The organism is Luteolibacter sp. Populi (assembly GCF_040801775.1).
Taxonomy (GTDB): domain Bacteria; phylum Verrucomicrobiota; class Verrucomicrobiia; order Verrucomicrobiales; family Akkermansiaceae; genus Haloferula.
This window is the reverse complement of the sequence record NZ_CP161812.1, coordinates 6,214,518-6,237,717: the sequence shown is the minus strand read 5'-3', so window position 1 is coordinate 6,237,717 and position 23,200 is coordinate 6,214,518. Positions and strand designations below refer to the sequence as shown.

General features: G+C 62.5%; 18 protein-coding genes. 16 read left to right on the top strand and 2 right to left on the bottom strand.

Annotated features, from left to right (window positions below):
• Window positions 1-5 precede the first annotated feature (5 nt).
• The 9 genes from dapB to ABWK72_RS25235 all read left to right on the top strand — a co-directional run bounded on the left by dapB (window position 6) and on the right by ABWK72_RS25235 (window position 9,424).
• A complete protein-coding gene (gene dapB / locus ABWK72_RS25275) occupies window positions 6-743 on the top strand; it encodes a 4-hydroxy-tetrahydrodipicolinate reductase (protein ID WP_367872354.1) in 738 nt (245 codons plus the stop codon).
• Window positions 744-774: 31 nt separating this feature from the next.
• Window positions 775-1,293, top strand: a complete 519-nt coding sequence (gene folK / locus ABWK72_RS25270; RefSeq protein WP_367872353.1) for a 2-amino-4-hydroxy-6-hydroxymethyldihydropteridine diphosphokinase — start codon at window positions 775-777, stop codon at window positions 1,291-1,293.
• Window positions 1,294-1,309: 16 nt separating this feature from the next.
• On the top strand, window positions 1,310-2,098 hold the full coding sequence (gene panB, locus ABWK72_RS25265) for a 3-methyl-2-oxobutanoate hydroxymethyltransferase (RefSeq protein WP_367872352.1): 789 nt from the start codon (window positions 1,310-1,312) through the stop codon (window positions 2,096-2,098).
• A gap of 31 nt (window positions 2,099-2,129) precedes the next feature.
• Window positions 2,130-2,495, top strand: coding sequence for a peptide chain release factor-like protein (locus ABWK72_RS25260; RefSeq protein WP_367875379.1), 366 nt, complete (start codon window positions 2,130-2,132; stop codon window positions 2,493-2,495).
• A gap of 39 nt (window positions 2,496-2,534) precedes the next feature.
• On the top strand, window positions 2,535-3,344 hold the full coding sequence (locus tag ABWK72_RS25255; protein WP_367872351.1) for a thymidylate synthase: 810 nt from the start codon (window positions 2,535-2,537) through the stop codon (window positions 3,342-3,344).
• Window positions 3,345-3,347: 3 nt separating this feature from the next.
• Window positions 3,348-3,710 carry a hypothetical protein gene (locus tag ABWK72_RS25250; protein WP_367872350.1) on the top strand — a complete coding sequence of 121 codons (363 nt, stop codon included), beginning with the start codon at window positions 3,348-3,350 and terminating at the stop codon, window positions 3,708-3,710.
• Window positions 3,707-4,183: a dihydrofolate reductase gene (locus ABWK72_RS25245; RefSeq protein WP_367872349.1), complete on the top strand. Its 477-nt coding sequence runs from the start codon at window positions 3,707-3,709 to the stop codon at window positions 4,181-4,183. Before ABWK72_RS25250 ends, ABWK72_RS25245 begins: the two co-directional genes overlap by 4 nt.
• A gap of 8 nt (window positions 4,184-4,191) precedes the next feature.
• Window positions 4,192-4,557 (top strand): DUF3127 domain-containing protein, encoded by a 366-nt coding sequence (locus ABWK72_RS25240; RefSeq protein ID WP_367872348.1) that lies wholly within the window; start codon window positions 4,192-4,194, stop codon window positions 4,555-4,557.
• A gap of 343 nt (window positions 4,558-4,900) precedes the next feature.
• Entirely contained in the window at window positions 4,901-9,424 is a 4,524-nt protein-coding gene (locus ABWK72_RS25235) for a hypothetical protein (RefSeq protein WP_367872347.1), read from the top strand.
• A 43-nt stretch (window positions 9,425-9,467) separates the two neighbouring features.
• Here the strand turns inward: ABWK72_RS25235 and ABWK72_RS25230 are convergent, their stop codons facing one another.
• Both ABWK72_RS25230 and rsfS read right to left on the bottom strand, forming a co-directional pair.
• Window positions 9,468-10,709, bottom strand: coding sequence for a competence/damage-inducible protein A (locus tag ABWK72_RS25230; RefSeq protein ID WP_367872346.1), 1,242 nt, complete (start codon window positions 10,707-10,709; stop codon window positions 9,468-9,470).
• A gap of 63 nt (window positions 10,710-10,772) precedes the next feature.
• Window positions 10,773-11,126 carry a ribosome silencing factor gene (gene rsfS / locus ABWK72_RS25225; protein WP_367872345.1) on the bottom strand — a complete coding sequence of 118 codons (354 nt, stop codon included), beginning with the start codon at window positions 11,124-11,126 and terminating at the stop codon, window positions 10,773-10,775.
• A 221-nt stretch (window positions 11,127-11,347) separates the two neighbouring features.
• Between rsfS and ABWK72_RS25220 the strand changes: the two genes are divergently transcribed.
• The 7 genes from ABWK72_RS25220 to ABWK72_RS25190 all read left to right on the top strand — a co-directional run bounded on the left by ABWK72_RS25220 (window position 11,348) and on the right by ABWK72_RS25190 (window position 23,143).
• A complete protein-coding gene (locus tag ABWK72_RS25220; protein WP_367872344.1) occupies window positions 11,348-18,214 on the top strand; it encodes a hypothetical protein in 6,867 nt (2,288 codons plus the stop codon).
• Between the two features lie 268 nt (window positions 18,215-18,482).
• On the top strand, window positions 18,483-19,748 hold the full coding sequence (locus ABWK72_RS25215; RefSeq protein WP_367872343.1) for a tyrosine-type recombinase/integrase: 1,266 nt from the start codon (window positions 18,483-18,485) through the stop codon (window positions 19,746-19,748).
• The gene (locus tag ABWK72_RS25210) at window positions 19,745-20,437 is read left to right on the top strand and encodes a hypothetical protein (RefSeq protein WP_367872342.1); all 693 of its coding nucleotides are present in this window, start codon (window positions 19,745-19,747) and stop codon (window positions 20,435-20,437) included. Before ABWK72_RS25215 ends, ABWK72_RS25210 begins: the two co-directional genes overlap by 4 nt.
• A gap of 98 nt (window positions 20,438-20,535) precedes the next feature.
• The gene (locus ABWK72_RS25205; RefSeq protein WP_367872341.1) at window positions 20,536-20,760 is read left to right on the top strand and encodes a helix-turn-helix domain-containing protein; all 225 of its coding nucleotides are present in this window, start codon (window positions 20,536-20,538) and stop codon (window positions 20,758-20,760) included.
• A 68-nt stretch (window positions 20,761-20,828) separates the two neighbouring features.
• A complete protein-coding gene (locus ABWK72_RS25200) occupies window positions 20,829-20,984 on the top strand; it encodes a hypothetical protein (RefSeq protein WP_367872340.1) in 156 nt (51 codons plus the stop codon).
• Window positions 20,985-21,280: 296 nt separating this feature from the next.
• Window positions 21,281-21,877 carry a hypothetical protein gene (locus ABWK72_RS25195; RefSeq protein ID WP_367872339.1) on the top strand — a complete coding sequence of 199 codons (597 nt, stop codon included), beginning with the start codon at window positions 21,281-21,283 and terminating at the stop codon, window positions 21,875-21,877.
• A gap of 15 nt (window positions 21,878-21,892) precedes the next feature.
• Window positions 21,893-23,143, top strand: a complete 1,251-nt coding sequence (locus ABWK72_RS25190) for a helicase RepA family protein (RefSeq protein ID WP_367872338.1) — start codon at window positions 21,893-21,895, stop codon at window positions 23,141-23,143.
• The last annotated feature ends 57 nt before the right edge of the window (window positions 23,144-23,200 follow it).

Genomic DNA, 23,200 nt, shown 5'->3' with positions numbered 1-23,200 from the left:
CTCCTATGATTCAACTTCTCATCACCGGCAAATCGGGTCGCATGGGCCAGGCGGTCCTCCAAGCCGCGAGCCACGAGCCTGCCGTGATGGTAGCTGCAACGCATGATGCCGGGGAAAACCTCACCGCGGCGATCGCACAGGCGAACACCGTGATCGACTTCACGATGCACAAATTCACCCGCGAGCTGCTGGAAGCGGCACAGGTGAACAAGACCCATCTGGTGATCGGCACGACGGGCCACACCGACGAGGAGCGCGCCGCGATCCGCGAGGCGGCAGCGACCCTGCCGATCGTCTACGCCCCGAACTACTCGATCGGCGTGAACACCTTGTTCTGGCTGACGCGGAAGGCGGCGCAGATCCTGACCCAGGACCGCTTCGACATCGAAGTAACGGAGATGCATCACCGCCATAAGATCGATGCGCCTTCCGGGACTGCCCGGCGCTTGCTGGAGATCCTCAACGAGGAGACCGCCACGAATTACAACGAGGACGTCGCCCACGGCCGCTTCGGCAATGTGGGACCGAGACCCCCGCGGGAAATCGGCATGCACACGCTGCGCGGGGGCGATGTGGTGGGTGACCACACGGTCATGTTCGCCGCCGATGGCGAGCGGGTGGAACTGACCCACAAGGCGAGTTCGCGCCTGACCTTCGCCGCCGGTGCGGTGCGCGCCGCGGTCTGGCTCTACGACAAGCCGGCGGGGCTCTACGACATGCAGGATGTGCTAGGCTTGAAGTAGTTTGCTGGCTTTCAGTCCCTCCCTTCTTGCTGTGAAAACTGAAAACCCGCTCAGGGTTGGGATCGCCCTTGGCTCCAATCTCGGGAACCGCCTGAAACATCTTCAGGACGCCCGGGACATGCTGCGGAAAATGGCGGTGCCGGACTCGCTGAAGCAGGCACCGGTTTATCAGACCGAGCCGGTCGGCTGCCCGCCGGATTCCCCGGATTTCTACAATACGGTGATCGAGATCGGCTACGCAGGATCGCCCCACGACTTGCTGGATGCCACGCAGGCGATCGAGTTCCATCTGGGGCGGACGGCGAAGCCCTCGCGGAATGCACCGCGGGAGATCGATGTGGATATTCTCTATTTCGGCGAGGAGCAGATTGACGGGGAAATCCTCGATCTCCCCCACCCCCGGCTGACCTCGCGGCGCTTCGTGCTGCAGCCGCTGGCGGACATCCGGCCGGATTTGATCCTGCCGGGCGATCAAGTTTCGATTGCGGAACACCTCCGCCACCTTGATTCTAACGAGCCGCCGCTGGTGACTGTCCAAGCGATGTGGTAAGCAAACCAAGCCCGCCGTGACCGGTCCCGAAAAAGCAGCCGCCATCGCCCGCCGGAAAGCCTCAGGCCCGCCGGTGACGATGCTGACGGCCTACGATTACCCGACCGCGCGACTCTTCGACGCGGCGGGGGTGGACATCTTGCTGGTCGGTGACTCGCTGGGGATGGTTGTGCTGGGCTATCCGGACACGACCCACGTGACCATGGACCAGATGCTGCACCACGTGGCGGCGGTGGCCCGGGCCAAGCCGAAGGCGCTGGTGATCGGTGACTTTTCCATCGGCAGCTACCCGGATCCTGCGACCGCGCTGGCGAATGCCCGGCGCTTGATCGGGGCCGGTGCCGAGGCCGTGAAGCTGGAAGGTGGCGTGCGCCAGGCGGACAAGGTCCGGACGATCGTCGGCGCGGGCATTCCGGTCTGCGGCCACCTCGGCATGCTGCCACAGCGGGTGCTGGAGGAAGGCGGCTACCGCAAGAAGGGCAAGACGCCCGAGCAAAGCGCGGCTCTTCTGGAAGGCGCGCAGGCACTGGTAGAGGCAGGGGTCTTCGCCATCGTTCTGGAAAGCGTGGTGCCCGCGACCGCCGAGTGGATCAGCTCGCAGATCGCCGTGCCGACCATCGGAATCGGCAGCGGCGGGCATACCTGCGACGGCGAAGTATCGGTGGCCACCGACCTGATCGGGACTTTTCCTTGGTTCGTGCCGCCTTTCGCGAAGCCGGAGGCCAATCTCGCTCCGCAAATCACCGCCGCTGCCGCTGCTTTCTGCGAGCGGGTTCAGCGGGTTCCCGCGCCGCATCTTGGCTAGCCCCGAAAAGCAGGCCGCCCTCGAAGCCCGGATGACCGCTCTTGGCATCGTGGAGGAGGATTTGCACGAGAGCTTCATCCTGGGTTCCGGCTCCGGGGGGCAGAAGATCAACAAGACGAACTCCTGCGTCTTCCTGAAGCACCTGCCCAGCGGGCTACAGGTGAAGTGCCAGGAAAGCCGCTCGCGGGAGATGAACCGCTACCTTGCGCGCGAGGCGCTCTGCGATTCCTTCGAAGGGATCAAGCGCGACAAGGCGACGGCCCAGAAGCAGGCGGTCGAGAAAGCCCGCCGCACCAATCGCCAGCGCTCGCGCCGCTCCAAACAGCGCTCCGTGGCCGAAAAACGCCAGCAATCTGAGAAAAAGTCGCTGCGGCGTTCGCCCGGACGCGAAGAGTGATTCCCTTTTCCCCAAGCGCTGCTAACCCTGTATCTAGCCATGAAAACCTACCTCGATCTGATGCGCGATGTCCTCCAGAACGGTGAGGAACGTGCCGACCGGACAGGCACCGGCACCTTGTCGGTCTTCGGGCGGCAGGTACGCTACGACCTGCGGGAGGGCTTCCCCTGCCTGACTACCAAGAAATTGCACCTACGCTCGATCATCCACGAGCTGCTTTGGTTCATCAAGGGTGACACGAATATCGCCTACCTGCAGGAGAACGGCGTGAGGATCTGGGACGAGTGGGCTGACCCGAGCGGCGAGCTCGGCCCGGTTTACGGCCGCCAGTGGCGCTCCTTCCCTACCCCGGACGGGCGCGAGGTCGACCAGATCGCGGAGCTGGTCCACGGGCTGCGCGGCGACCCGCATTCGCGCCGGCACCTGGTCGTGGCGTGGAATCCGGGCGAGATCAACCGGATGGCCCTGCCGCCCTGCCATTGCTTGTTCCAGTTTTTCGTGCACGAGCCGGAATCCGACCGCCCGGGCCTGTCCTGCCAGCTTTACCAGCGGTCCGCGGATTTGTTCCTCGGAGTGCCCTTCAATGTAGCTTCGTATGCTTTGCTGACGATGATGCTGGCGCAGGTCTGCGGCTACGAGGCGCGGGACTTCGTCCACACCTTCGGCGACCTCCACCTCTACAAGAATCATCTGGATCAGGCGCAGGAGCAGCTCACGCGCAGCCCGCGGGCACTGCCGAAAATGCGGCTGAACCCGAAGGTGCGGGAACTCGACGACTTTAGCTTCGATGACTTCCAGTTGGAGAACTACGATCCACATCCGCACATCAAGGCGGAGGTCTCGGTGTAATTCATGTTCCGCTTCGAGCACCGCGAGCAGAGGCCGATCAGTAACCGCCGTTTCGCACGGAGGATGCTGCGCAGCGGGGTGATTGCCGGCGGCATGATCCTCGTCGCGCTGGTGATCGGCATGGCGGGCTACAAATGGATCGTGGGCTGCAAGGACTGGTATGACGCCTTCCTCAATGCCTCGATGATCCTGGGCGGCATGGGTCCGGTGGAAACCAACTTCACCAGTCCCGCGGCCAAGGTTTTTTCGGGGTGCTACGCCTTGTTTTCCGGGCTGGTCTTCGTCGCCTTTGCGGGTTTTCTCTTCGCCCCCGTGATGCACAGGATTTTACACCGCTTCCACTACGAGGAGGACAAGGACACATGAGCCGCCTGACCGCTATCGTCGCGATGACCCCGGAGCGGGTGATCGGCAAGGACGGCACCCTGCCCTGGCACCTGCCGGAGGACCTGGCATTCTTCAAGCGCACGACTTCCGGCCACGCGATCGTGATGGGCCGGAAAACCTACGAATCGATCGGACGGCCCCTGCCGAAACGGCGGAATATCGTGTTGACCCGCGACCGTGCGTGGTCGGTGCCGGGAGTGGAGGTGATCCACTCTCCGGATGAACTGGAGGCGCTGGCGGCCCCCGAAGAAGAGATTTTCGTGATCGGTGGGGCTGAAATTTACGCGGCATTCCTCGACCGGTTGGACGAATTGCTGGTCTCGCGCGTTTTCGAGAACTATCCGGGTGACACGCGGCTGCCGGTATTCGAGCATCTTTTCGCCGGGCCGGAGCTTCTCGAATCGCACGCCGGATTCGAAGTGCTCCGCTACCGCAAGACCCATTCCCACTGATCAAAGCCATGGCCCAGACATTTGAAATCGAAGGCTCCTTGAAGCTCCTCCTCGACGTCCAGACTTTCGCCAGCGGCTTCAGCAAGCGGGAGTTTGTCGTGGAAGTCCCGGACGGAAAATTCCCGCAGATGATCAAATTCGAATGCGTGAAGGACAAGATCGCCATGCTCGACAAGGTCAGCATCGGCGACACCGTGAAGGTCTCCTTCGACATCCGCGGCAGCGAATACAAGGAGCGCTTCTACGTGAATCTCAACGCTTGGAAGCTGGTGAAATCCGGCGGCGGTGGCGACGACGAGCCACCGCGGGGAAATTCCTCGCTCGACGAGAGCTTCGATCGCGAGCCGGACATGTCCGACGACGTGCCGTTCTGAGATAGGGCAAATGGCCGGCCAGCGCTTGAGCCTCCGCATAATCCCAGGCTTAGGGGCGTTCATCGAAAATTCACAGACCGGCTCCCTTGAGTCCCATAAGGGCGATTGAGCCGGCCGGCCCTCCCCGCGCGCGCCTCAAAACCATTGAGTGACAGCTTGTAAGCGCAGTAAAAGCTCCTCCCGAAGCCAGGCTGAGCCGACTCCCCTCTGGGTAGAGCGGAGGAGGCGATGGTGACGCTTTCGCGGCAGGAAAATTTCGCCTTTGTTCAGAAGGCGGCGGCCAGATAGGCAGATGGCATCTGCGGCTTACCTTTTCAAGAGAGGAACCGTATCCCGATGATCCATGAAAAATTTATGTCTCCTGCTCCTGGCTGCCGCGGCTTGTCTCTTTCTCCCGTCCAACGGGTTGGGAGTGCCGTTGGGGCAAAATTGGGAGCGGGTTGATTCCCGTTCTGCATCGGCGGCGGCCGACCTTGTGGCCACCGGCGGGCGGTTGATCGCGGTCGGGGAAGGAGGGGCGATTTGGGAAACCCGCGACCGCCAGGCTTGGTCGACGCCCCGCAGCGGGGTCCTCCTGAATCTCAACGCGGTTGCCGCCGGCAATGGAGTCGTGGTGGCCGTGGGTGTCGCGGGTACCGTTCTCCGGTCCGATACCGCGGGAATTTGGACCACGGAGCTTTCCGGAGTCGCGGCCGATCTCACCAGCGTGACCTATGGCAATGGGAGGTTCGTTGCGGTGGGAAAATCCGGCGTGGCGGTCTACTCCCCCGACGGCCGGACATGGCTTGCCTGGCCAACCGGTCAGACGAGTCCCCTGAACCGGGTGGCCTGGAATGGAACGGCTTTCATGGCAGGTGGCAATGCCGGCCTTCTGTTAAAGGCATCACCCGGCGGTGAGTGGTCGGTGGTCACCAATCCGTGGATCGGCTACGATGATATCGGGGCCATTGTGGGCAAGGGGCCAGGGTGGATCATTGGCTCGGCGAGAGTGTATGCGGAAAGCTCATTGCACTCCACCGACGGGACTACTTGGACTATTGGAGGAGGGATGGGTTTCGCCGACATGGTTGCTGGCGCAGGCAAGTTCGTGGGCACCTCACGCCACGGCGCGATACAGTCCTCGGAGGATGGAGTCGTCTGGAGCAGCTACCAGACCTCCCTGACCGGCGACTTCGTGGCCGTCGAGTGGACGGGCAGCGATTTCGTGGCGATGACCGCGAAGCGGCAATTGGCCATGTCGGTAGATGGCAAGCGCTGGAAGGCCAGAGGCTTGATGCAGGACATGTCGGCGGGGTGCTGGGATGGGAGCCAGTACGCCGTGGTAGGAGCCACGGGCAAGATCCTCACTTCTCCCGACGGCCGGAATTGGACCTCGGAGATGAATCCCGACACAAACAACCTCAGGTCCGTGGTTTTCGCAGATGGACGGTTTGTCGCCGTGGGTCAGGAAGGCGTCATCCTGCGTTCCCTGAACGGTCGTGATTGGCAAAAGGTGGCATTGCCGGTGGGATGGGATTTTTATGATGTCCATTGGTCAGACTCTGCCTTTTGGACGGTGGGAGAAGGAGGCGTGGTCCTGACTTCGGCCGATGGCTTGGCTTGGACCGTAATGAATCCCGGCACCCTTGATGCCGTCGTTTGGGACGGCCATCGCTATCTGGCATTCAGCGGCAGGACCGTCATCGAGTCGCAGGATGGCAACGCGTGGCAACCGTTGGCTCAAGTTCCCTGGCCTGGCACCGTCACGCCGCCGGAAAGCCAGATCCACCAAATCATCTGGACCGGCCAGTACTACGTGGCAGGTGGCAAAAACCGCTGGGTCCTCCGCTCGCCTGATGGCGCGCAGTGGACGCGCGGGGAGATCGCTGGCTCTGCCTCGCTTGAGTTTACCTCGATCGCCTATTCGGGAAGCCGCTTCGTCGCCCTGCTGGCGTCGGGAGGTGAAGTCGCAATCTCCGATGACGGCCTGAACTGGACTCGAATGAGTTCTGCGGTGATACCGGGCGGCACGAAGAAGGTGATCTGGGATGGAGCTCGTTTCGTCGTCGTCACCGGAAACACCGTATTTGCCTCCACGGACGGAACAACGTGGACGCAGATCGCGACAATCACGACCGGGGGGCAGGCCTTGAGTCTCCGGTCGATTGCATGGGATGGTACGCGGTATCTCGCGGCAGGCGTCGGCGGGGGTTACGGGTCCTCGGGTGGCGGCATCATTGGGACCTCGACGAACGGCGTCACCTGGACCTTCCTGCCCGTCGAACCGGGCACCTCTTACACTCATGTGTCGGGGGATGCCGGTTCCGCCATGGCGCTGCGGAGCGATGGCATGGCGAAGCGTTGGAATGGCAGCGCATGGGCAGAGGAAAACTCCGGCCTCTCAGGAGAGCCACTTGGCTTGATCAAGAATGGCGCTTCATATGTCGCGTTTTCCAGTGCTGGCATGGTGAGCATTTCTGCGGCGGCCGGAACCTGGCATCCCGGCGACCGCCGGGTGAATCGCGAGACCCTGCGCTCGATCATCTCCGGAAACGGAGTGCTGGTGGCTGGCGGAGAGGGTTCTATCTTGAGATCCACCGATGGGCGCAATTGGACATTGGAATCCTCTGTCGGGTTCTATGGCCCGTTTATTGATCCCGTATGGACGGGTTCACAGTTCCTCCTGTTGGGCGGGAGCCGCATCTATACCTCAAGCGATGGGACTGCTTGGATTCCCTCTGCGGGCTTGGACACTAGCGGCCCGAGCAGCCTTGCCTTATTTGGCGGCAAGACGGTCGTGGCGGGCAACGGCATCTGGATCGAAGACGGGACTGTCTATCGCAGGGTGCACCCAAATCTGGGTACCACCGTCGCGGCACTGATCTCCAATGGCAGCGAACTGCTGGCGATCGGCTACAATGAAACCATGGCCAGTTCGGACGGCGAACACTGGATGACCATCGATCCCGAGCCTTTTTCCGTGGCGAGCCTCACCGATGTGGTTCATACGCCGGCGGGGTTCTTTGCATGCGGCGAATTGAGCCAGATCCAGCATTCGTCGGATGGCAAGACATGGAGCCAGCGCACGGTGAATGGCATGCCGAAACTCAATGCGATGATTTACACCAACATTGGCCTGGTGGGCGTTGGTAAAGGCTTCGCCTTCAGCCCGGACGGAGAAACATGGACCTGCAAGTCGGAGTCGCCCGAGTATCTGGGCGTGGCCTCCGGAAACGGCAGAATCGTTGCGTCCGCATTCAACCATGCGGCGGTTTCGACCGATGGAATCAACTGGCAAGTGGTGACGCACACCCTGAAGGCCAGCAAAGTTGTCTGGAGCGGCACCGAGTTTGTGATGTCGCTCGACGAGCGTGGCATGGCTGTTTCAACCGACGGCCTCACATGGCAAGTCGTTGTGATTCCCAGCAACGTGACCGGATTATGTGCGTCTTCCGATGTATTCATCGCGGGCAACCCGCATGCAGACCTCTACCGTTCGGTGGATGGCCTGCGATGGTCCATGGTGCTCGATTCCACCGTCTCGACAGGCAAGATGCGGGTGGTGAGAACGGGTAACTTGTTCTTTTCCTTCGGCAACTACATCCACAGCTCGACCGATGGGACGACCTGGACCCAGCGGATGCGGAACCACAACGATATCGTTTGGACCGGCGAACGCTACGTGGGGGTGGGCAACTCGGGAGCGACGGGCGTGTCCACGAATGGAACCACGTGGACCAGCGTATCTTCCGGAACTACCAGCGAGCTGAATCGGGTGATCTGGACGGGCTCCAAACTGATCGCGGTGGGTGCCAACGGCATCCTCCTGACTTCCACGGATGGCTTGGCGTGGACGGTCTCGAACATTGGAAGTACAACGACCTTGGTCGACATGGCGATCTACAATGGCAAGTGGGTGGCAATCGCCAGCGATGGCACCTTGGCCTATGAATCGGGTGGTCCCGCAGTGCCGGCGGGATTTCTTGCCAACGCGCTCTTCGTGGATGGGAACAGCTTGCTGGCCGCCGGTCGCGCAGGGCGCATCGCAAGCCTGAGCAACGGAACGTGGAGCGAGGTCGCATCACCGACGTATTGGGATCTCCATACCCTGTGCAGTACTCCTTTGGGTCTGCAGGCGTGCGGATCCTGGAATGTCATCTTGCGCCGCTCGCCGGCCGGGGAGTGGAATCTGATCACCGGGGGGGCGTCAGGCGTTCCAGCAGGCATGCCGAACGAGGGATTCACGGACCTGGGAATGGCGGCAGGACAGTTGTTCGCACTGGGTAGCTCGGGCCTCATCGCCTCATCGACGTCGGGCCGTGTATGGTATCCGGATATGCGTGCGAACAATCGCGTGCTCCGTGGGGCCGTGGATGTGTCCGGCCAGCTATTTGCCGTGGGCGATTCAGGAGTGATTGTCAGGGCGGCGGGAGGAGTGGTCACGCCGCTAACAAGCTCCACGAACCTGGGGCTGCGCGCGGTGGCCCACGGAAACAACAGGCTCGTCGCGGTGGGTGTAAATGGAGTGATCGTTCTTTCGAAAACCGAGCCCTATGATGATCTGCAAGATACCGACCGGGATGGACTGAGTGATTTCCTCGAGTGGGCCATGGGCAGCAATCCGGAGGAGGCCACGCCCCCTCAGGTGGCGCTGTCGCAGGAGGATGATCAAATGGCTTTCACCTATCCACGCTCGGTCGCGGCGGTGGAAGCCAACGCAGTCTTCACGGTCGAGTGGAGTGATGACCTCATCGTCTGGCAGTCGGCCGGTGTCGGGGAGGTATCCGCTATCGTCGTGACTCCCGGTGTCCAGCAAGTCCGTGTTACGGTCCCCGAGGGAACGACTGGCGCGCGATTTGTCCGGCTGGGTGTCGGCGAGCCGCGTTGAAATCGGGGCAGAATCCCAACGCAGAGCGCCTGCGACCTACAGCTCAAGAAGCGGACTTCATTCCCTGCCTTCTCACTCCATCCAGCGCCGCTTGGCTCACCGCCAGCTTGAAGTCCTTCCGGTTGCGGGGGTGAAGTTGCTTCACCGCAAGGGTTGGCTTTCCTTTCGCCGCCCAAGCCAGCCACACCGTGCCGACCGGCTTCTCCGGCGTGCCGCCGTCCGGCCCGGCGATGCCGGTGACGGCGACGGCGATATCCGCACCGCTGACGCGCAGGGCACCTTCCGCCATGGCGCGAACGACGGGTTCGCTCACGGCTCCGTGCTCAGCGAGCAGTTCCTGCGGCACTCCTAGAACGTCACGCTTGGCTTCGTTGGCATAAGTGACGAAGCCGTGGGTGAAGACGGCGCTGCTGCCAGGGACATCGGTGATCCGGTTGGCGATCAGGCCGCCGGTGCAGCTTTCCGCGGTGGCGAGCTTGAGGCCCGAGGCCGCAAGCAGGCGGACCACGGTGGCTTCGAGGCTGGAGCCGTCTTCGGAGAAGATCTGCTTGGCGAAAAGGTCCATCGCGATCCCGCGGCCGGCGGCGATGGCGGCTTCATCACCGATCAAGCGCAAGTCCACCTCGCCGACGCGGGCGCAGTAGCCGACTTCCAGACCGGGAACCTCCGCGAGCTTGGCATCGATCTGCTCTTGAAGGTCGCTTTCCCCCACCCCGGCGATCTTCAATTCCAGCATGCCGGGCGGCTTGGCCAAGCCGGCGAGGGCGATCAGCCGCGGCGCGACCTCCTGGCGGAACATCGGGTAGAGTTCGCGCGGCGGGCCGGGCAACAGGAAGACCGCGCAGTTCGCGACCCCGTTCAGCCGCGGCGGGATGTAGAGACCGGGAGCGGTGCCATTGGCATTCGGCAGGACATCGGCCCCGACCGGCACCTGGGCCTGCTTGCGGTTCGAGTCAGCCATCACCTTGTTGCGGGCCGCGAAGAAGGCTTCGAGTGAACGGATCGCGGCTTCGTCCTCAATCAGCTCGATCCCGAGCACCTCCGCGGTGCATTCGCGGGTCAAATCATCGCTGGTAGGGCCAAGGCCGCCGGTAACGATCAGGACATCGGCACGAGCGACGCTTTCGCGAATCGCTTGGGTGATGGCATCGCCATCCGGCACGGTGGTGAGGCGCTGGATGCGGAAGCCGAGCTTGAAGAGTTCCTCACCGAACCACTTGCCGTGAGTATTGAGGGTGGTGCCGAGGAGCAGTTCGGTACCGGTGGTCAGGATCTCGATGCGCACACGGGAGACAGAAGACCGGAAGACGCAAGACGCAAGACGCAAGACGCAAGACCGGAAGCCGGCTCAGCTCTTCCAATCGATCTCCTTCGCGTCCGCCCAGAGGTCTTCGAGGCCGTAGTAATCGCGCAGTTCCACGTGCATCACGTGAACCATGACGTCGATGTAATCGAGAACGACCCACTTCGTGTCCGCGTTGCCCTCGGCATTCACCGGCTTGGCACCGTGCTTCTCATCCACATCGCCGCGGATGCCACCGAGGACGGCGCGCAAGTGAGGCATCGAGGAACCGGAGCAGACGACCATGAAATCGGTCAAATTCGAGAGCCCGCGGAGGTCCCATACGCGGATCTTGTCCGCTTGGATGTCATCCGCCGCATTTGCACAGGCTTTCGCCAATTCCAATCCTTGAATCGCCATATTTGTTCCGTCCGGGGGGCGGACCCTAGCGCGCCCGCGGCGCTTGGCCAATCCATTTTGGGAAATGCCGAATGAAGAATTCAAGAATGACGAACGAAGTGTGCCCGGAGGCAGGAAATACGCCCCCATCTGCAAGCCCTTCTGAATCCGGGAATTCGAAATTCGTCATTCGTGCGAAGCGCGCTCTTCCCCTGCCCCGCCGCCTTTTCTATATCCCGAACATGAGAAAAATCCTCTTCTCGCTCCTGCTTGCGCTGCCGTTGGCGGCGGCGGACCTCGAATTCAAGGAATCTTTCGCCGATCCCGCGACCCGCGAGGCGGCGCTGTCCCGGCTGGTTCCCCAGTCCCGGGACTGGTTCTTTTACCAAGCGCTCGGCCACCAGCTCGCCGGCCGGGGCGATGACTACCGGCGCAGCATGGCGGAATGGAAGGCGGCGGGCGAGCGCCAGATCGGGCCGGTGCCGCTGGATGGCTACGAAATCCTGGAAAACCGCGAAATTCTCCTACGCTTCGACGCCGATCCGAAAAAAGCCGCGGACGAGTTAATCCGGCGCGCCGACATGAGCTTCGACGACGCAAAGCCGGACGCGCGTGCCGACGAAAAGCTGCCCGACCGTCTGGACCCGGCGCTGATCGCAGTCGAGGCCTTCGAAAAGCTGGCCGCCGAGCATAACAGCAGCGGGGCCTACCGATCCTATTCGGAGGCCCGCTTGATCGCCGAGCTGGCGAATCTCGAAGGCTTCGACGCGGCGAAGCTGCGCTATTTCCGCGAAACCCTGAAGCGCGCCGACCACCCGGCAATCGTAGCCTTGCTGGTGAAAAACCTAAAGCTCCCGCAGCCCCCGGCATTCGGCTCGGCGGAGATCGAGCGGCAGCTCACCCGTCCGCAACTCGACGAACTTCTCGCGGCCCTGCCCGCCTTGGGCGCGAATGAAACATTCGTCCGACGCTACCTAACCACCCTGCTGCCCGGTGCCGAGACGGACTTCGAGCTCGATCTCCCCGCGCACGCCGCCCACCTCTCCGCCTGCCGGGACTTCATGCAGGCGCGCCCCACCGCCTTGAATTCGCTGAAGGCCCACGTGCTTTATCATCATCTGCGCCTGCAACGCGAGCTCGGCCAGTATCCACAAGAGGACCTCCTGGCCTATCTCCGCCTGCCGCGCACCGGGCACCCGATCCTCAAGACGGCGCTGGGGCGCGCCGGAGATCCCTACGTCAATTTGAACGTCGATTTCCGCGAGGCCACGGCCTGTCCGCCGATTGCCGACGATAGCCTGCTGATCAAGGACTACCTCCAGCACCTCCTCGGCACCGTGGAGACGGCGGACCTTTTCAAGGATCTGATCGAGGAAAAGGAACTGAAGCGGATCCACGCCCGCGCCCGCCTGCTGGCAGGAGCGGATCCCGCGCTTTGGGGTGCGGTCCTCGATCCCGCGGATCTGCTGGAAATGCAGAAGGAAACCCGGATCGCCTTCGCCCCGGGACAGCCGGTCCTGCTGCCCGGCGATGCGGCGGTGAAGCTGGCGCTCGATCTGAAAAACACGCCCGAGTTGCTGGTGCGGATCTTCGAACTGGATCTCCCGTCATGGATCGAGCGCGAAGGCAGCGAGCCACCGGTGGACCTCGATCTGGAAGGGCTGGTGCCGCACCACGAAAAGCGCCTCGCCTCCGCCCAGCAGCCGCTGGCGATTCACCGTGAATTGCTCGATCTCCCGGAATTGACCGGGCCGGGAGCATGGATCGTCGAGTGCGTGTCGAAGGAAGTCTCAGCACGCGCGTTGGTCCGCAAGGGACGCTTGATCGCCTTCGTGGAACGCGAGGCGCGCGGCCAGACGGTGCGGGTCTTCGATGAGAAAAGCGAACTGTTGAAGAACGCCAGTGTGGCAATCGGCACGGAGACCTTTTCCGCCGATGCCACCGGCAAGATCGTGATTCCGGACAAGACCGGTTCCTCCCGCAGCAACGGGCTGGTGCGCCAAGGCAAGCTGGCGGCACCGCTGGCCTTAGAAGCCCGCCGCGACGCGATCGCGCTGGATGCCCGCTTCCATGTCGACCGCGAGCAATTGCTAGCCGACCAGCAGGCCAGCCTCTTCATCCGCCTGCGTCTGAACAGCCACGGCAACGAGATCCCCTTGGAGTGGATCGACAAGCCCTCGCTGGTGATGCGTGCCACGCTGGCCAGCGGCCTGACCACCGAGCGCGTGATCGGCGGCGATCTGAAGCTGGCCCCGCGGATGTTCATCCCCTTCCAAGTCCCGGCGGACGCGATGATCCTAACCATGAGCCTAAGCGGTACCGTGACGCCACGCGATGGCGACGATCCGGTCAAATTGGAGGCCGTGAAAAGTTGGCAGATGAACGGAATCATCACCAGCGGCCGGATCGCGGCGGGCTTCTTCAGCCGGGACACGGATGGCTATCGGCTGGAAGTCCGCGGCCGCAATGGCGAGCCCCTGGCTTTGCGCCCGGTGACTTTTGAGTTCTCACACCTTCTATATGACGAACCGGTTACCTGCACCCTGCGCAGCGACGAGCGCGGCCGGATCGCGCTCGGTGCGCTGGAGGATATTGTGACCGTAAAGGCGAAGAGTCCGGACATCTCGGAGCTTAGCTACGATCCGCCTGCAGACGAGGGATGGGCGGATCTGCCAGAGCAGTTCCAGATCGCCGCGGGCGAGGAACTTCGACTGCCGCTGATCCAGCCGATGGCCGCGCCCGAGCGGGCTTGGGCGAGATTGACCGAGCGACGTGGCGGGGCATTGCTTCGCGATCACTTCGACAAACTTGTGGTCGAGAACAAGCGACTGGTCGTGCGAGGGCTGCCGCCCGGCGACTACCGGCTCGTCTACGACGGCCACGAAGCCACGATCCGGATTTCCGGCGGCGTGAATCGGGACGGCCTGCTGGTGGCAGCATCGCGGATCATGCCACGGCGGCTTCCGGCCTTGCCGGTCATCACCTCCGCGGCTCCGGAAGCGGGCACGCTGGTGGTCAAGCTGGACGGCGCATCCCCCGCCACGCGCGTCTCCCTGCTGGGTCGGCGCTACCTGACCGACTGGCCCTCCGGCTCAGCCTTGCAGCCCTTTGCCAACCCGCAGCCGGGAATCATGAAGCCCGGCTTCACGGGAAACGAGTATCTGGAATCCAAACGCCTCAGCGACGAAATGCGCTACATCCTGGATCGCCGCGCGCTCAAGACCTTCCCGGGCTCGATGCTCCCACGCCCCGGCCTGCTGGTGAACCGCTGGAGCGAGGACGATGTGGTCCAAGGCAAGCAAACCGGCGAGGGCGGCCGTGGCGGCACGGGAGATCGCAAGCGCCGCGATAGCGATCGCATGCCCGCACCCTCCGATGCTCCGGTGGATCGCGACGGCGGCTCGGGCGATGAGGCGACACTCGATTTCCTGGCGAATCCCGCGGTGCTGAAGTTGGACCTGCCCGTCGCGGCCGATGGCACCGTGCAGGTTCCCGCCGCGGACTTCGCCCAATGCCAGTACATCGAGATCGTCGCAGCGGACACGAACTCGCGCCATCATCTGGAATTGCCTTTGGTCCCGACCGAAACACCGGTGCGGGACCGGCGGTTGGCCAAGCCGCTGGACGCGCAGAAATACCACGTCGGCACGCGCCGTGCGGCGGCCCTGCTCAAGGACGCGGAAGCGAACATCGAGAACGTGACCGATGCCGATTGGCGGGCCTTCACGACGCTCGCTGAAGCGCATGCATTCCTGTTAGGCGCAACCAACGACACGCGTTTGAACGACTTCCTGCCGCTGCTCGATTGGCCATCGCTCGATGAGAAGGCCAAGCTGGCGTTCTATTCGGAGCACGCGAGCCACGAGTTGCACCTCTTCCTCGCGGGGAAGGACGGGGACTTCTTCAACAAGCACGTGAAGCCCTTGCTGGCGGAAAAGCGGGAACCGGCAGTGATCGACAACATCCTGCTGGGCCGCGACCTGACGGCCTACCTGCGACCCTATGCCTGGCAGCGGCTCAATGCCGCGGAGAAGGCGCTGCTCGCCCAAGCGATGCCGGAAGCGCGCGAACGGATTTCGCGGGAACTCAAGCTGCGCTGGGAACTGGAAGCACCGACGCCGGAACAGGAGACGCGGCTCTTCGCGCAAACGCTGCGAGGCAAGGAGATGACGATGGAGCCCATGGGCCTTGCAGGCAAGGGCTCCCCAATGCCCGTAACCGCCACCCCATATATATTGGAAAAACTGAGGGACGTCGTGATCCCTATCATCGACTTTGAAGACGTTTCGGTGGAAGAGGCCATCGACTTCCTGCGCTTGCGCTCGCGGGAGTTGGACGTGAAGGAAACCGATCCTTCGAGGAGGGGCATGAACTTCGTGATTCGCAAGCCGCGGGCCGGTGGCAGCGGCGATGCCGCGCTCGACGCGGATGCAGCGGGTGGCCTCGCTGCCACCGCGGACCCCGGTGCCCTTCGCATCAAGGAGCTTCGCCTCCGGAACGTGCCGATGGCGGAGGCTCTGAAATACATCTGCGATGCCACGAGGCTCCGCTACAAGGTGGATGACTATGCGATCACCATCGTGCCTGCCACGGAGACGGACGAGGACCTCTTCACCCGTGTCTTCAATGTACCGCCGGATTTCGCAGCTCGTCTGGGAGGCAGTGTCGAGGGTGCCGATGTCGATCCCTTCGCCAGCGATGGTGGAGCGAAGTTTTCACTCAAACAACGTCCCCAAATCGCCGACGCTCTCAGGAACAGCGGCGTAACGCTGCCGCCCGGCGCGACCGCCACTCTGGCGGGCGACAAGCTCATCGTTCGCAACACGTCGGCGAACATCGATATGATCGAGGCGATGACCGAGTCTCTGTCGGCGGGCGCAAGCCCGGACTCGGAAATGGATGGTTACGCCCCATCGGGCATGCTGCCAGCGTCTGAAAGCGATGTGCTGCCACCGGTGGCGGAAGAAGACCCCTTCGGCGGTGCCGCGGGCGCAGGTAGCGCGGACCTCTTCAGTGGCTCCGGGGCCAAACTGGAGGCCCGGAGCCGCTTCACCAGCCGGGCTTCCTGGAGTTCCGAGCGAGACAAGACCCGGCTGTGGCGGGAAGCGAACTACTATCGTCATCGTGGCAATACCAACGAGAGCTTCATTCCCCTCAATCGCTTCTGGCTGGATCTGGCGGAGTGGGACGGCAAGGGCAGCTTCATCTCGCCGAATTTCAACGCATGCACGCACAGTGCGAACGAGGCGCTGTTCTGCCTGGCGATGCTCGACCTGCCCTTCAAGGCCGGGCGGCCGGAGACGACTGTCGAGGGCTCGACCCTGCGGGTAAAGGCGCGCGAGCCGATGCTGCTCTTCTACAAGGACACGCGGGAGACGCAGAAGATCGCGCCGGATGCGCCGGTGCTGGTGCGCCAGATCTTCCACCGCCTGGACGACCGCTTCCGCACCGTCGAAGGGCGGCAAGTGGAAAATAGTATCACCGGCGATTTCGTGGCCGGCGTGCCCTACGGGGCCGCGATGGTGGTCACGAATCCCAGCGGCGCTGGCCGCCGGATCGACGTGCTGGCGCAGATCCCCGCGGGCGCGATCCCGCTGGCCGGCAAGCCGGTGACAACATCGGAAACCTACGAGCTCAAGCCTTACGGAGTGCAAAATCTGGAGCTGGCCTTCTACTTTCCGCAGGCCGGCGAGTATCCGCTCTATCCACTGCAAGTCTCCGAAGGAGACACGGTGTTGGCGCGCGGCGCGGGCCGGGTGCTCAAGGTGGCGGCCGAGCCCCCGCCCGCGGATGCCGATTCCTGGCCGGAGCTGGCGCGCGATGCCACCGACGAATCGGTCCTGGCACGTCTCAAAACCGCCAACCTGCGCACGCTCGATCTCAAGCTGATCCGCTGGCGCTTGCACGACCGCACCTTCTTCGACGAAGCCTCGCGGATCCTGCGCGAGCGCCTGCACTACTCCGCGGACGTGGCCACCTACGGACTCTTCCACGGCGAGGTGGCGGCGGTGCGCGAGTTGATCGAGAATTCGTCGCTGGCCGAGCGTCTCGGCGAATGGCTGGACAGCCCGCTGATCCAGGTGCGTCCGCTGGTCCACCGTGGCTGGGAGACGCTGGAATTCGACCCGCTGGTGAACCCTCGTGCGCACCGCTTCGCCGACAAGGAGCGGCTGACCCACTCCGAGGCGCTGGCGCATTACACGCAGTTGCTGGACACGCTGGCATGGAAGCCGGCACTGGATGCGGAAGACCAGCTCGCCCTGACCGCCCACATGCTCCTGCAAGACCGGGTGAGCGAGGCGCTGGCACGCTTCGATACGATCGATTCCAACAAGCTGCCGGCGACAATGGCCTATGACTACATCGCGGCGGTGGTGCAGTTCTACCGTTCGAAGCCAGAGGACGCGCGGGCCTTCGCAGCGCTGTATGCGGATCTCCCTTCGGGTCCGTGGAAGGAACGCTTCGACGCGATCCGCAGCCAGGCGGATGAGATCGTCGCCTTGCAGAAGCCGCGCGGGGTGGATCAGCAGAAGCCGAAGGAGGAAGCTCCCTCCCTGGATCTCGCGCTCGCCCCGGATGGCAAGCTGATGGTGAAGCAGCGGCGGCTCGACAAGACCCAGCTCCAGCTCTTCAGCGTGGACCTTGAGATGATGTTCTCGAAAGATCCCTTCCTCGCCGGTGAAGGTGCCTCGCTGCCGGGCATCCGCGCCAACGAGACCCGCGAGGTGGCTCTCGCCGGACCGGAGACCGCGGTCGATCTGCCCGATAATTTCCGGCACGGCAATGTCCTGGTCGCGGCAAAGTCGGGCAGCACGAAGGTGCTGAAGGTCCTCGACAGCAGAGCGCTGGAGATCACCCGGACGCCGGAAGAACGGACCCTGCAGGTCTTCGACTCCGCGACCCGCCTGCCGGTGCCGCAGTGTTATGTGAAGGTCTATGTAGAAGGCACCGATGGCCAAGCGGTCTTCCACAAGGACGGCTATACCGACCTGCGCGGGAAATTCGATTACCTCAGCCACACCGGCAGCGAGATCGGTGAGATCCGCCGGATCGCGGTGCTGGTGAATCACCCGGATAAGGGAGCGCGCGTGGAGGTCTTTGATTTGTGAGGGTAGCGGGTGCTGTCGTGGCTATCACCGCGACAGCGTCCTAATCCCGCAGGGATCAGAAGCGACCGGACATGGAACAGCCGGGTGGGACAGAAATCCAATCTCCCATCGGGAGACTTCCGGAACGTGGAGGATAGCGGATTCGAACCGCTGAAAGGAAACACACCTCTTGCAATACAATAATTTCCAGCACTTTCCTTGATTCAGAAACCGCAAAAACTTGTTAGGTCGGCAAAAATGGGACACAGTTTTACCCACACCCGACCGCATGGCCAGCATCTACAAGCGTCCCGAAGCCGCCACTTGGCAGGCTCAGTTCTATGTCAAAGACCCCGCAACCGGCGAACTCCGCAAGGTGAGGAAATCCACCGGGCATACGAACCGGAAAAAGGCACTGACGGCGGCGCTAGAGCTAGAGCGCAACTCGCAGGGCGTAGTGCAGGCGGGAAGCGACAGAGCACAGCGAGCGAAGGCGGTCTTGGCCGAGGCGGTGGCAGAGATTGAGCGGGAAACATTCACGGCACCCACGGCCCGCAAGTATCTGGCGAAGCTGCTGGAGATCGCCACGGGAGAGGAGATGCAGGCATACAGCATTCAGACTTGGGCGGATGAGTGGTTGCGCCGGAAGGAGCGGGAGAGCAGCAAGGCGACCATGGCACGCTATCAGGGGCATACCAAGGCGCTGCTCTCGTGGCTTGGCGCTGAGCGAGGAAAGAAACCCCTCGAAAGCCTCACGGCGCTGGATGCCCGCAAATGGAGGGAATCGTTGCAGGATGAAGGCCGGGCGGGCAAAACCGTTCTGGCCTACATGAAGGACGCCGGGGCTCTCTACCGCGCGGCCATTCGTGAGGGATTGGTTTCGTTCAATCCCTTCACCGCTCTCGAAGCCATCGACACGGGGGACAGTCTCGACCGTAAGCCATTCACCCCTGCGGAGGTTGTCGGATTGCTCGGCAGCGCCCCTTCCGAGGAGTGGCGGGGGCTTATCCTTGTGGCCGCTTTCACAGGGCTACGTCTTGGAGACGCGGCGCGCCTTTCGTGGGCATCCGTGGATCTTGAGGCAAAGCGCATCACCCTGATTCCATCCAAGACGAAGAAGAAGAAGCGGGAGGTTCGCATTCCGATTCAGCCCGATTTGCTCGCATTCTTTGAGGGCGTCCCCATCCACAGCGACAAACCAGACGCTCCGGTCTTCCAAAAGCTCTCGACGGTAGGCGTAGGTGCACGCGCTGGCCTCTCGCAGGCTTTCAACAAGGTCATGCAGAAGGCAGGCGTGGACCGCGGCAAGCCATCCCGCGTCATCGCAGAAGGCGAAAGCACGGGAAAGGGACGGATCACCTACGAGCGAGGATTTCACAGCCTCCGCCACACCTTCACAACCTGGCTACGCACAGCAGGGGTGAGCGAGGAGGACCGCATGGCGCTTACGGGACACAGCACGCGCGAGAGCCATCAGATTTACAGCCATGCGGATGAGGCTGCACTGCGGGATGCCATCGCTAAACTCCCCTCGCTGACCATCTCCAAGGCATGAAGCGCCCGATCAAAAAGGGACCACCGACGAAGACGAAGGTTAAGCCCGCCGAAGATCAAAAAACCAAGGCGCGCCTCTCGATGGTTTTCGTCGGTCCGCCCAGGATTGATCCGGCAGGGTGGAGCGAATTGGTGACCGACCGATTGATGCGGACAATGATAGCTGGCCAAATCGAAAGGGTGTTGAGTGAGAAGAATTTCGCGAAGCAATTCAAGGACGCACCGGGAGGGCGAGAGGCTGAGGTTGAGCGCATCAGGCTTTGGCTCGAATGGCATCCCGATTCCCGGGCTCGAATTGTGGCACGGTCATGGGAGGACGGCCCCTTGGAAAAGGCCGAACTGCTATCCCGGTGGCTACTCATTTGGGGCACCGACAAAGACCGGGCCGAGATTAAGCGCATCGGCAAGTCGGGCGTTGGCGTCAGAGAGTCCGACTACCGCTCGCTCAGAAAGACAGGCAAGTTTCCCTCCCCGGAGATCGATGGCATTATATCGGAAGCGGCCTTTGTTTTGGCCGCTATGGTTTGCGGATTCAAAGAAGCGCCGAAAGAGCGGGGGCACAAGGAGCGCAGCCTAAACCGGCGATTGGGTGAGGTCATGGCAGAGTGCCTAACAGGAACATCCCCGCAAGCCATCAGCAACGCGGAGGAAGCAGTGAGCAAGGCTTTGAAAAAACTTGGGTTCGCTTAAGCCGTTGGGGCTGTGAGAGCCGGAATTATTCCGGCGACTTAAACCCCAACGGAGCGTCGTGCGCAGTGGCGTGCTATCGGGGTATTTTCTTCCTCGTAATGCTTCCCGCCACTCCACTACTCACCCGACAACAGGCCGCGCGGTTTCTCTCCGTGTCGGTCCGCACACTCGATGGGCTCATTCGCACCGGTCACTTGCCCCAGGTGAAAATGGGCAAGTCGGTCCGGTTCCGTCACTCCACCTTGGAGGCGTTTGTTGACGCGCGGGAGTCTCGCGCCTCTTCGCTAGCCTGCCCGGCTGAGGGAAAGGAGGGCGGTCAATGATGGGAGCTCAACCGAATCCCGAATGGGCGCGTGAAAAGCAGATCACCGCGCAGTTTGGCCTAACGAAGATGATCCTCTTCAACCTGCGCAAGGCAGGGAAGATCAGGACCGTTTCTCTGCGAGCCGAGGGCGCACAATACGGTGCTCGGCTTTTCAACGTGGCCAGTATCCGCGAATACATCGCGGCACAGGAAGCCGCTTGGATGGAAGGAGGGGCGGTTTGATGTTCAGCCCTTCTTCAAGCGCTTCCGTTGCAAGCATTCTCCCGCCTCCTGCGCATGGCGTAAATACGTGGTGCCTCTCGACCGCTCGCCGCTGTGCATTGGCAGGCTATACTCAGGAGCAGACCTTCAATGCCCTCACAGAAGCCGCCGCTGGCCGTCTGCGGGCTGGCAGAGAGCTTTCCCCGCAAGAGGTAGGGCGGGCAATTCAGACTGCATACGGGACGCCTCACGCAACCGGGACGGCCCCGCGAGTGAAGCCGCTCCCCTTGGCAGAGATTGATAGACACGCCCCACCCATGAGCGCGGAGGAGGCAGAGGCATTCATGAAGACTTCTCCGTGGCCCCAGGACATTCCATCGGCGGAGATCCTTGCCGCGCTCTTCTCCCCGGAGGAATTCGTTGGGCTCAAGGCCACCAATCAAAGTCGGGCGTCTCGCTGCCGGGTGGCCAATCTGCCTGCGTTCTTCTCCGCCGCCAGCGAGCCGATTCAATTCGTAGCGTCCTCGCCAATCTCCGGCAGCCTTGGGAGAACGCAGGACGGGGGGCTGTCCTACGTCGCCAAGGAGTGCGTGCCGGTACAGCGATTCGTTGTGGTAGAGTTCGACGATGTGCCAATCGCTGCACAGTTCGGGCGCGTCCTGTTCCTCAAGCGGATCGCGGCGCAACACGCTCCGTTGGCAATGGTGCTGATGAGCGGTGGGAAGTCTGTGCATTCGTGGTTCATGCCGTTGTCTGCGGAAGCCACAGACGCATTGAAGACCGCCGCCGTGAAGCTCGGGGCCGACCCTGCCGCCTTTCGCTCCAATCAGCTTGTCCGCTGCCCAAATCAGCTCCGCGACAATGGCCATATGCAATCCCTTCTCTGGCTCTCGCCAGTCGCACCATTCCAATAAGCCGTTCCCCCATTCATGCTTCAACCCCATCCCAAACCCTCAACAGAGGGCCTGCCTCTTGCACCCCGCCATCCCCTGCCGACCAATGCCGCCGCCGCGCTCGCATCGCTCTTCCTTGGAGAAGCCACAAGCCCTTCGCGGGCAAGCGCCCCCTTCCCCGCAATTCGCGCGGACGAAGTTTCGGAGGTTTCCGAGCCGCGTGACTTCGTGGAAGGACTTCTAACCGAAGGGGGCTCATCCGTGGTCTATGGCCCGAGCAACTGCGGCAAATCCTTCTTTGTAATGGATCTCGCGGCGAGCGTAGCGACCGGGCAGAAGTTCCGCGGAGAACTCGAAACAGATCAGGGCGCGGTGCTTTACGTCGCGCTGGAGGGAAGCATCGGCGTGATTAACCGAATCGCTGCCCTAAAGTCTGCCGGGAAGCTGTCAGAGGAAGCCCCTCTATTCCTATGCTTCGCTCCCGTCTCGCTCATGGAGGCAGGGCACGCCGAAAGGCTCGCCGCTACCGTTCGGACCAAGGCCGAAGAAAGCGGATGCGTTCCTCGTCTCTTGGTAATCGACACGCTGGCACGCGCGATGCCGGGCGGGGATGAGAACGCCGCCAAAGATATGACGCTTGCCATTGCTGTAGCCGATGCAGTCCGGGCTGCGTGTGGCGCTCACGTCATGCTGATCCACCACACCGGCAAGGATATGACCAAGGGTGCGCGTGGTCATTCGTCCCTGCGTGCTGCGATGGACTCCGAGATTGAGGTGACGCGCACCGCGGGAATGGAAAGCCAGGCACTCGTAACGAAACAGCGAGATTTGCCCATGAGCGGGGAGCCGATGCGATTCCGCCTTGAGCAAGTGGAGCTTGGCACAAACCGACGCGGCAAGCCTATCACCTCTTGCGTGGTGAATCATCTGCAAGACGGCGAGCGGAAGAAAGGGCGGCCTCCCGTGTTCACCTCCGAACCCTTGCTTGGACTTCTCCCGGCCACAACAACCCACTGGCAGCGGCTTGCGAAGGAGAGGCTGGGAGTAAATCGCACCACGTTCTTTGAACGGCGAAAGGAACTCGTCGAGGAAGGCAAGGTGATGCTCCGCGGAGATGGACTTTACCACCCATCACCCGCGTTCACCTCCGGCAGAATCTCGCCGTCTGACCCGGATGAAGGTTCGGAAACTATTACCGGACTAACCTCGCCGCTACTTCCCACATTCGGAGTGGACGAACGGCCCGAGGTTCGGGAATTCAAATCTGCCACAACCCACCTAAATTGAGTAAGCTATATCACAGGTCCGCGAAGTTCGGAATGAGTCCAGAAAGCAGATTCCGAA

Bases quoted from the DNA above. Each gene is read 5' to 3' on its own strand.
- ABWK72_RS25250 (WP_367872350.1), top strand. From the start codon at position 3,348: ATGTTCCGCTTCGAGCACCGCGAGCAGAGGCCGATCAGTAACCGCCGT.
- ABWK72_RS25260 (WP_367875379.1), top strand. From the start codon at position 2,130: ATGACCGCTCTTGGCATCGTGGAGGAGGATTTGCACGAGAGCTTCATC.
- ABWK72_RS25245 (WP_367872349.1), top strand. From the start codon at position 3,707: ATGAGCCGCCTGACCGCTATCGTCGCGATGACCCCGGAGCGGGTGATC.
- ABWK72_RS25255 (WP_367872351.1), top strand. From the start codon at position 2,535: ATGAAAACCTACCTCGATCTGATGCGCGATGTCCTCCAGAACGGTGAG.
- ABWK72_RS25240 (WP_367872348.1), top strand. From the start codon at position 4,192: ATGGCCCAGACATTTGAAATCGAAGGCTCCTTGAAGCTCCTCCTCGAC.
- ABWK72_RS25205 (WP_367872341.1), top strand. From the start codon at position 20,536: ATGCTTCCCGCCACTCCACTACTCACCCGACAACAGGCCGCGCGGTTT.
- ABWK72_RS25190 (WP_367872338.1), top strand. From the start codon at position 21,893: ATGCTTCAACCCCATCCCAAACCCTCAACAGAGGGCCTGCCTCTTGCA.
- ABWK72_RS25195 (WP_367872339.1), top strand. From the start codon at position 21,281: ATGAGCGCGGAGGAGGCAGAGGCATTCATGAAGACTTCTCCGTGGCCC.
- ABWK72_RS25200 (WP_367872340.1), top strand. From the start codon at position 20,829: ATGATCCTCTTCAACCTGCGCAAGGCAGGGAAGATCAGGACCGTTTCT.
- ABWK72_RS25235 (WP_367872347.1), top strand. From the start codon at position 4,901: ATGAAAAATTTATGTCTCCTGCTCCTGGCTGCCGCGGCTTGTCTCTTT.
- ABWK72_RS25215 (WP_367872343.1), top strand. From the start codon at position 18,483: ATGGCCAGCATCTACAAGCGTCCCGAAGCCGCCACTTGGCAGGCTCAG.
- dapB (WP_367872354.1), top strand. From the start codon at position 6: ATGATTCAACTTCTCATCACCGGCAAATCGGGTCGCATGGGCCAGGCG.
- ABWK72_RS25210 (WP_367872342.1), top strand. From the start codon at position 19,745: ATGAAGCGCCCGATCAAAAAGGGACCACCGACGAAGACGAAGGTTAAG.
- ABWK72_RS25220 (WP_367872344.1), top strand. From the start codon at position 11,348: ATGAGAAAAATCCTCTTCTCGCTCCTGCTTGCGCTGCCGTTGGCGGCG.
- rsfS (WP_367872345.1), bottom strand. From the start codon at position 11,126: ATGGCGATTCAAGGATTGGAATTGGCGAAAGCCTGTGCAAATGCGGCG.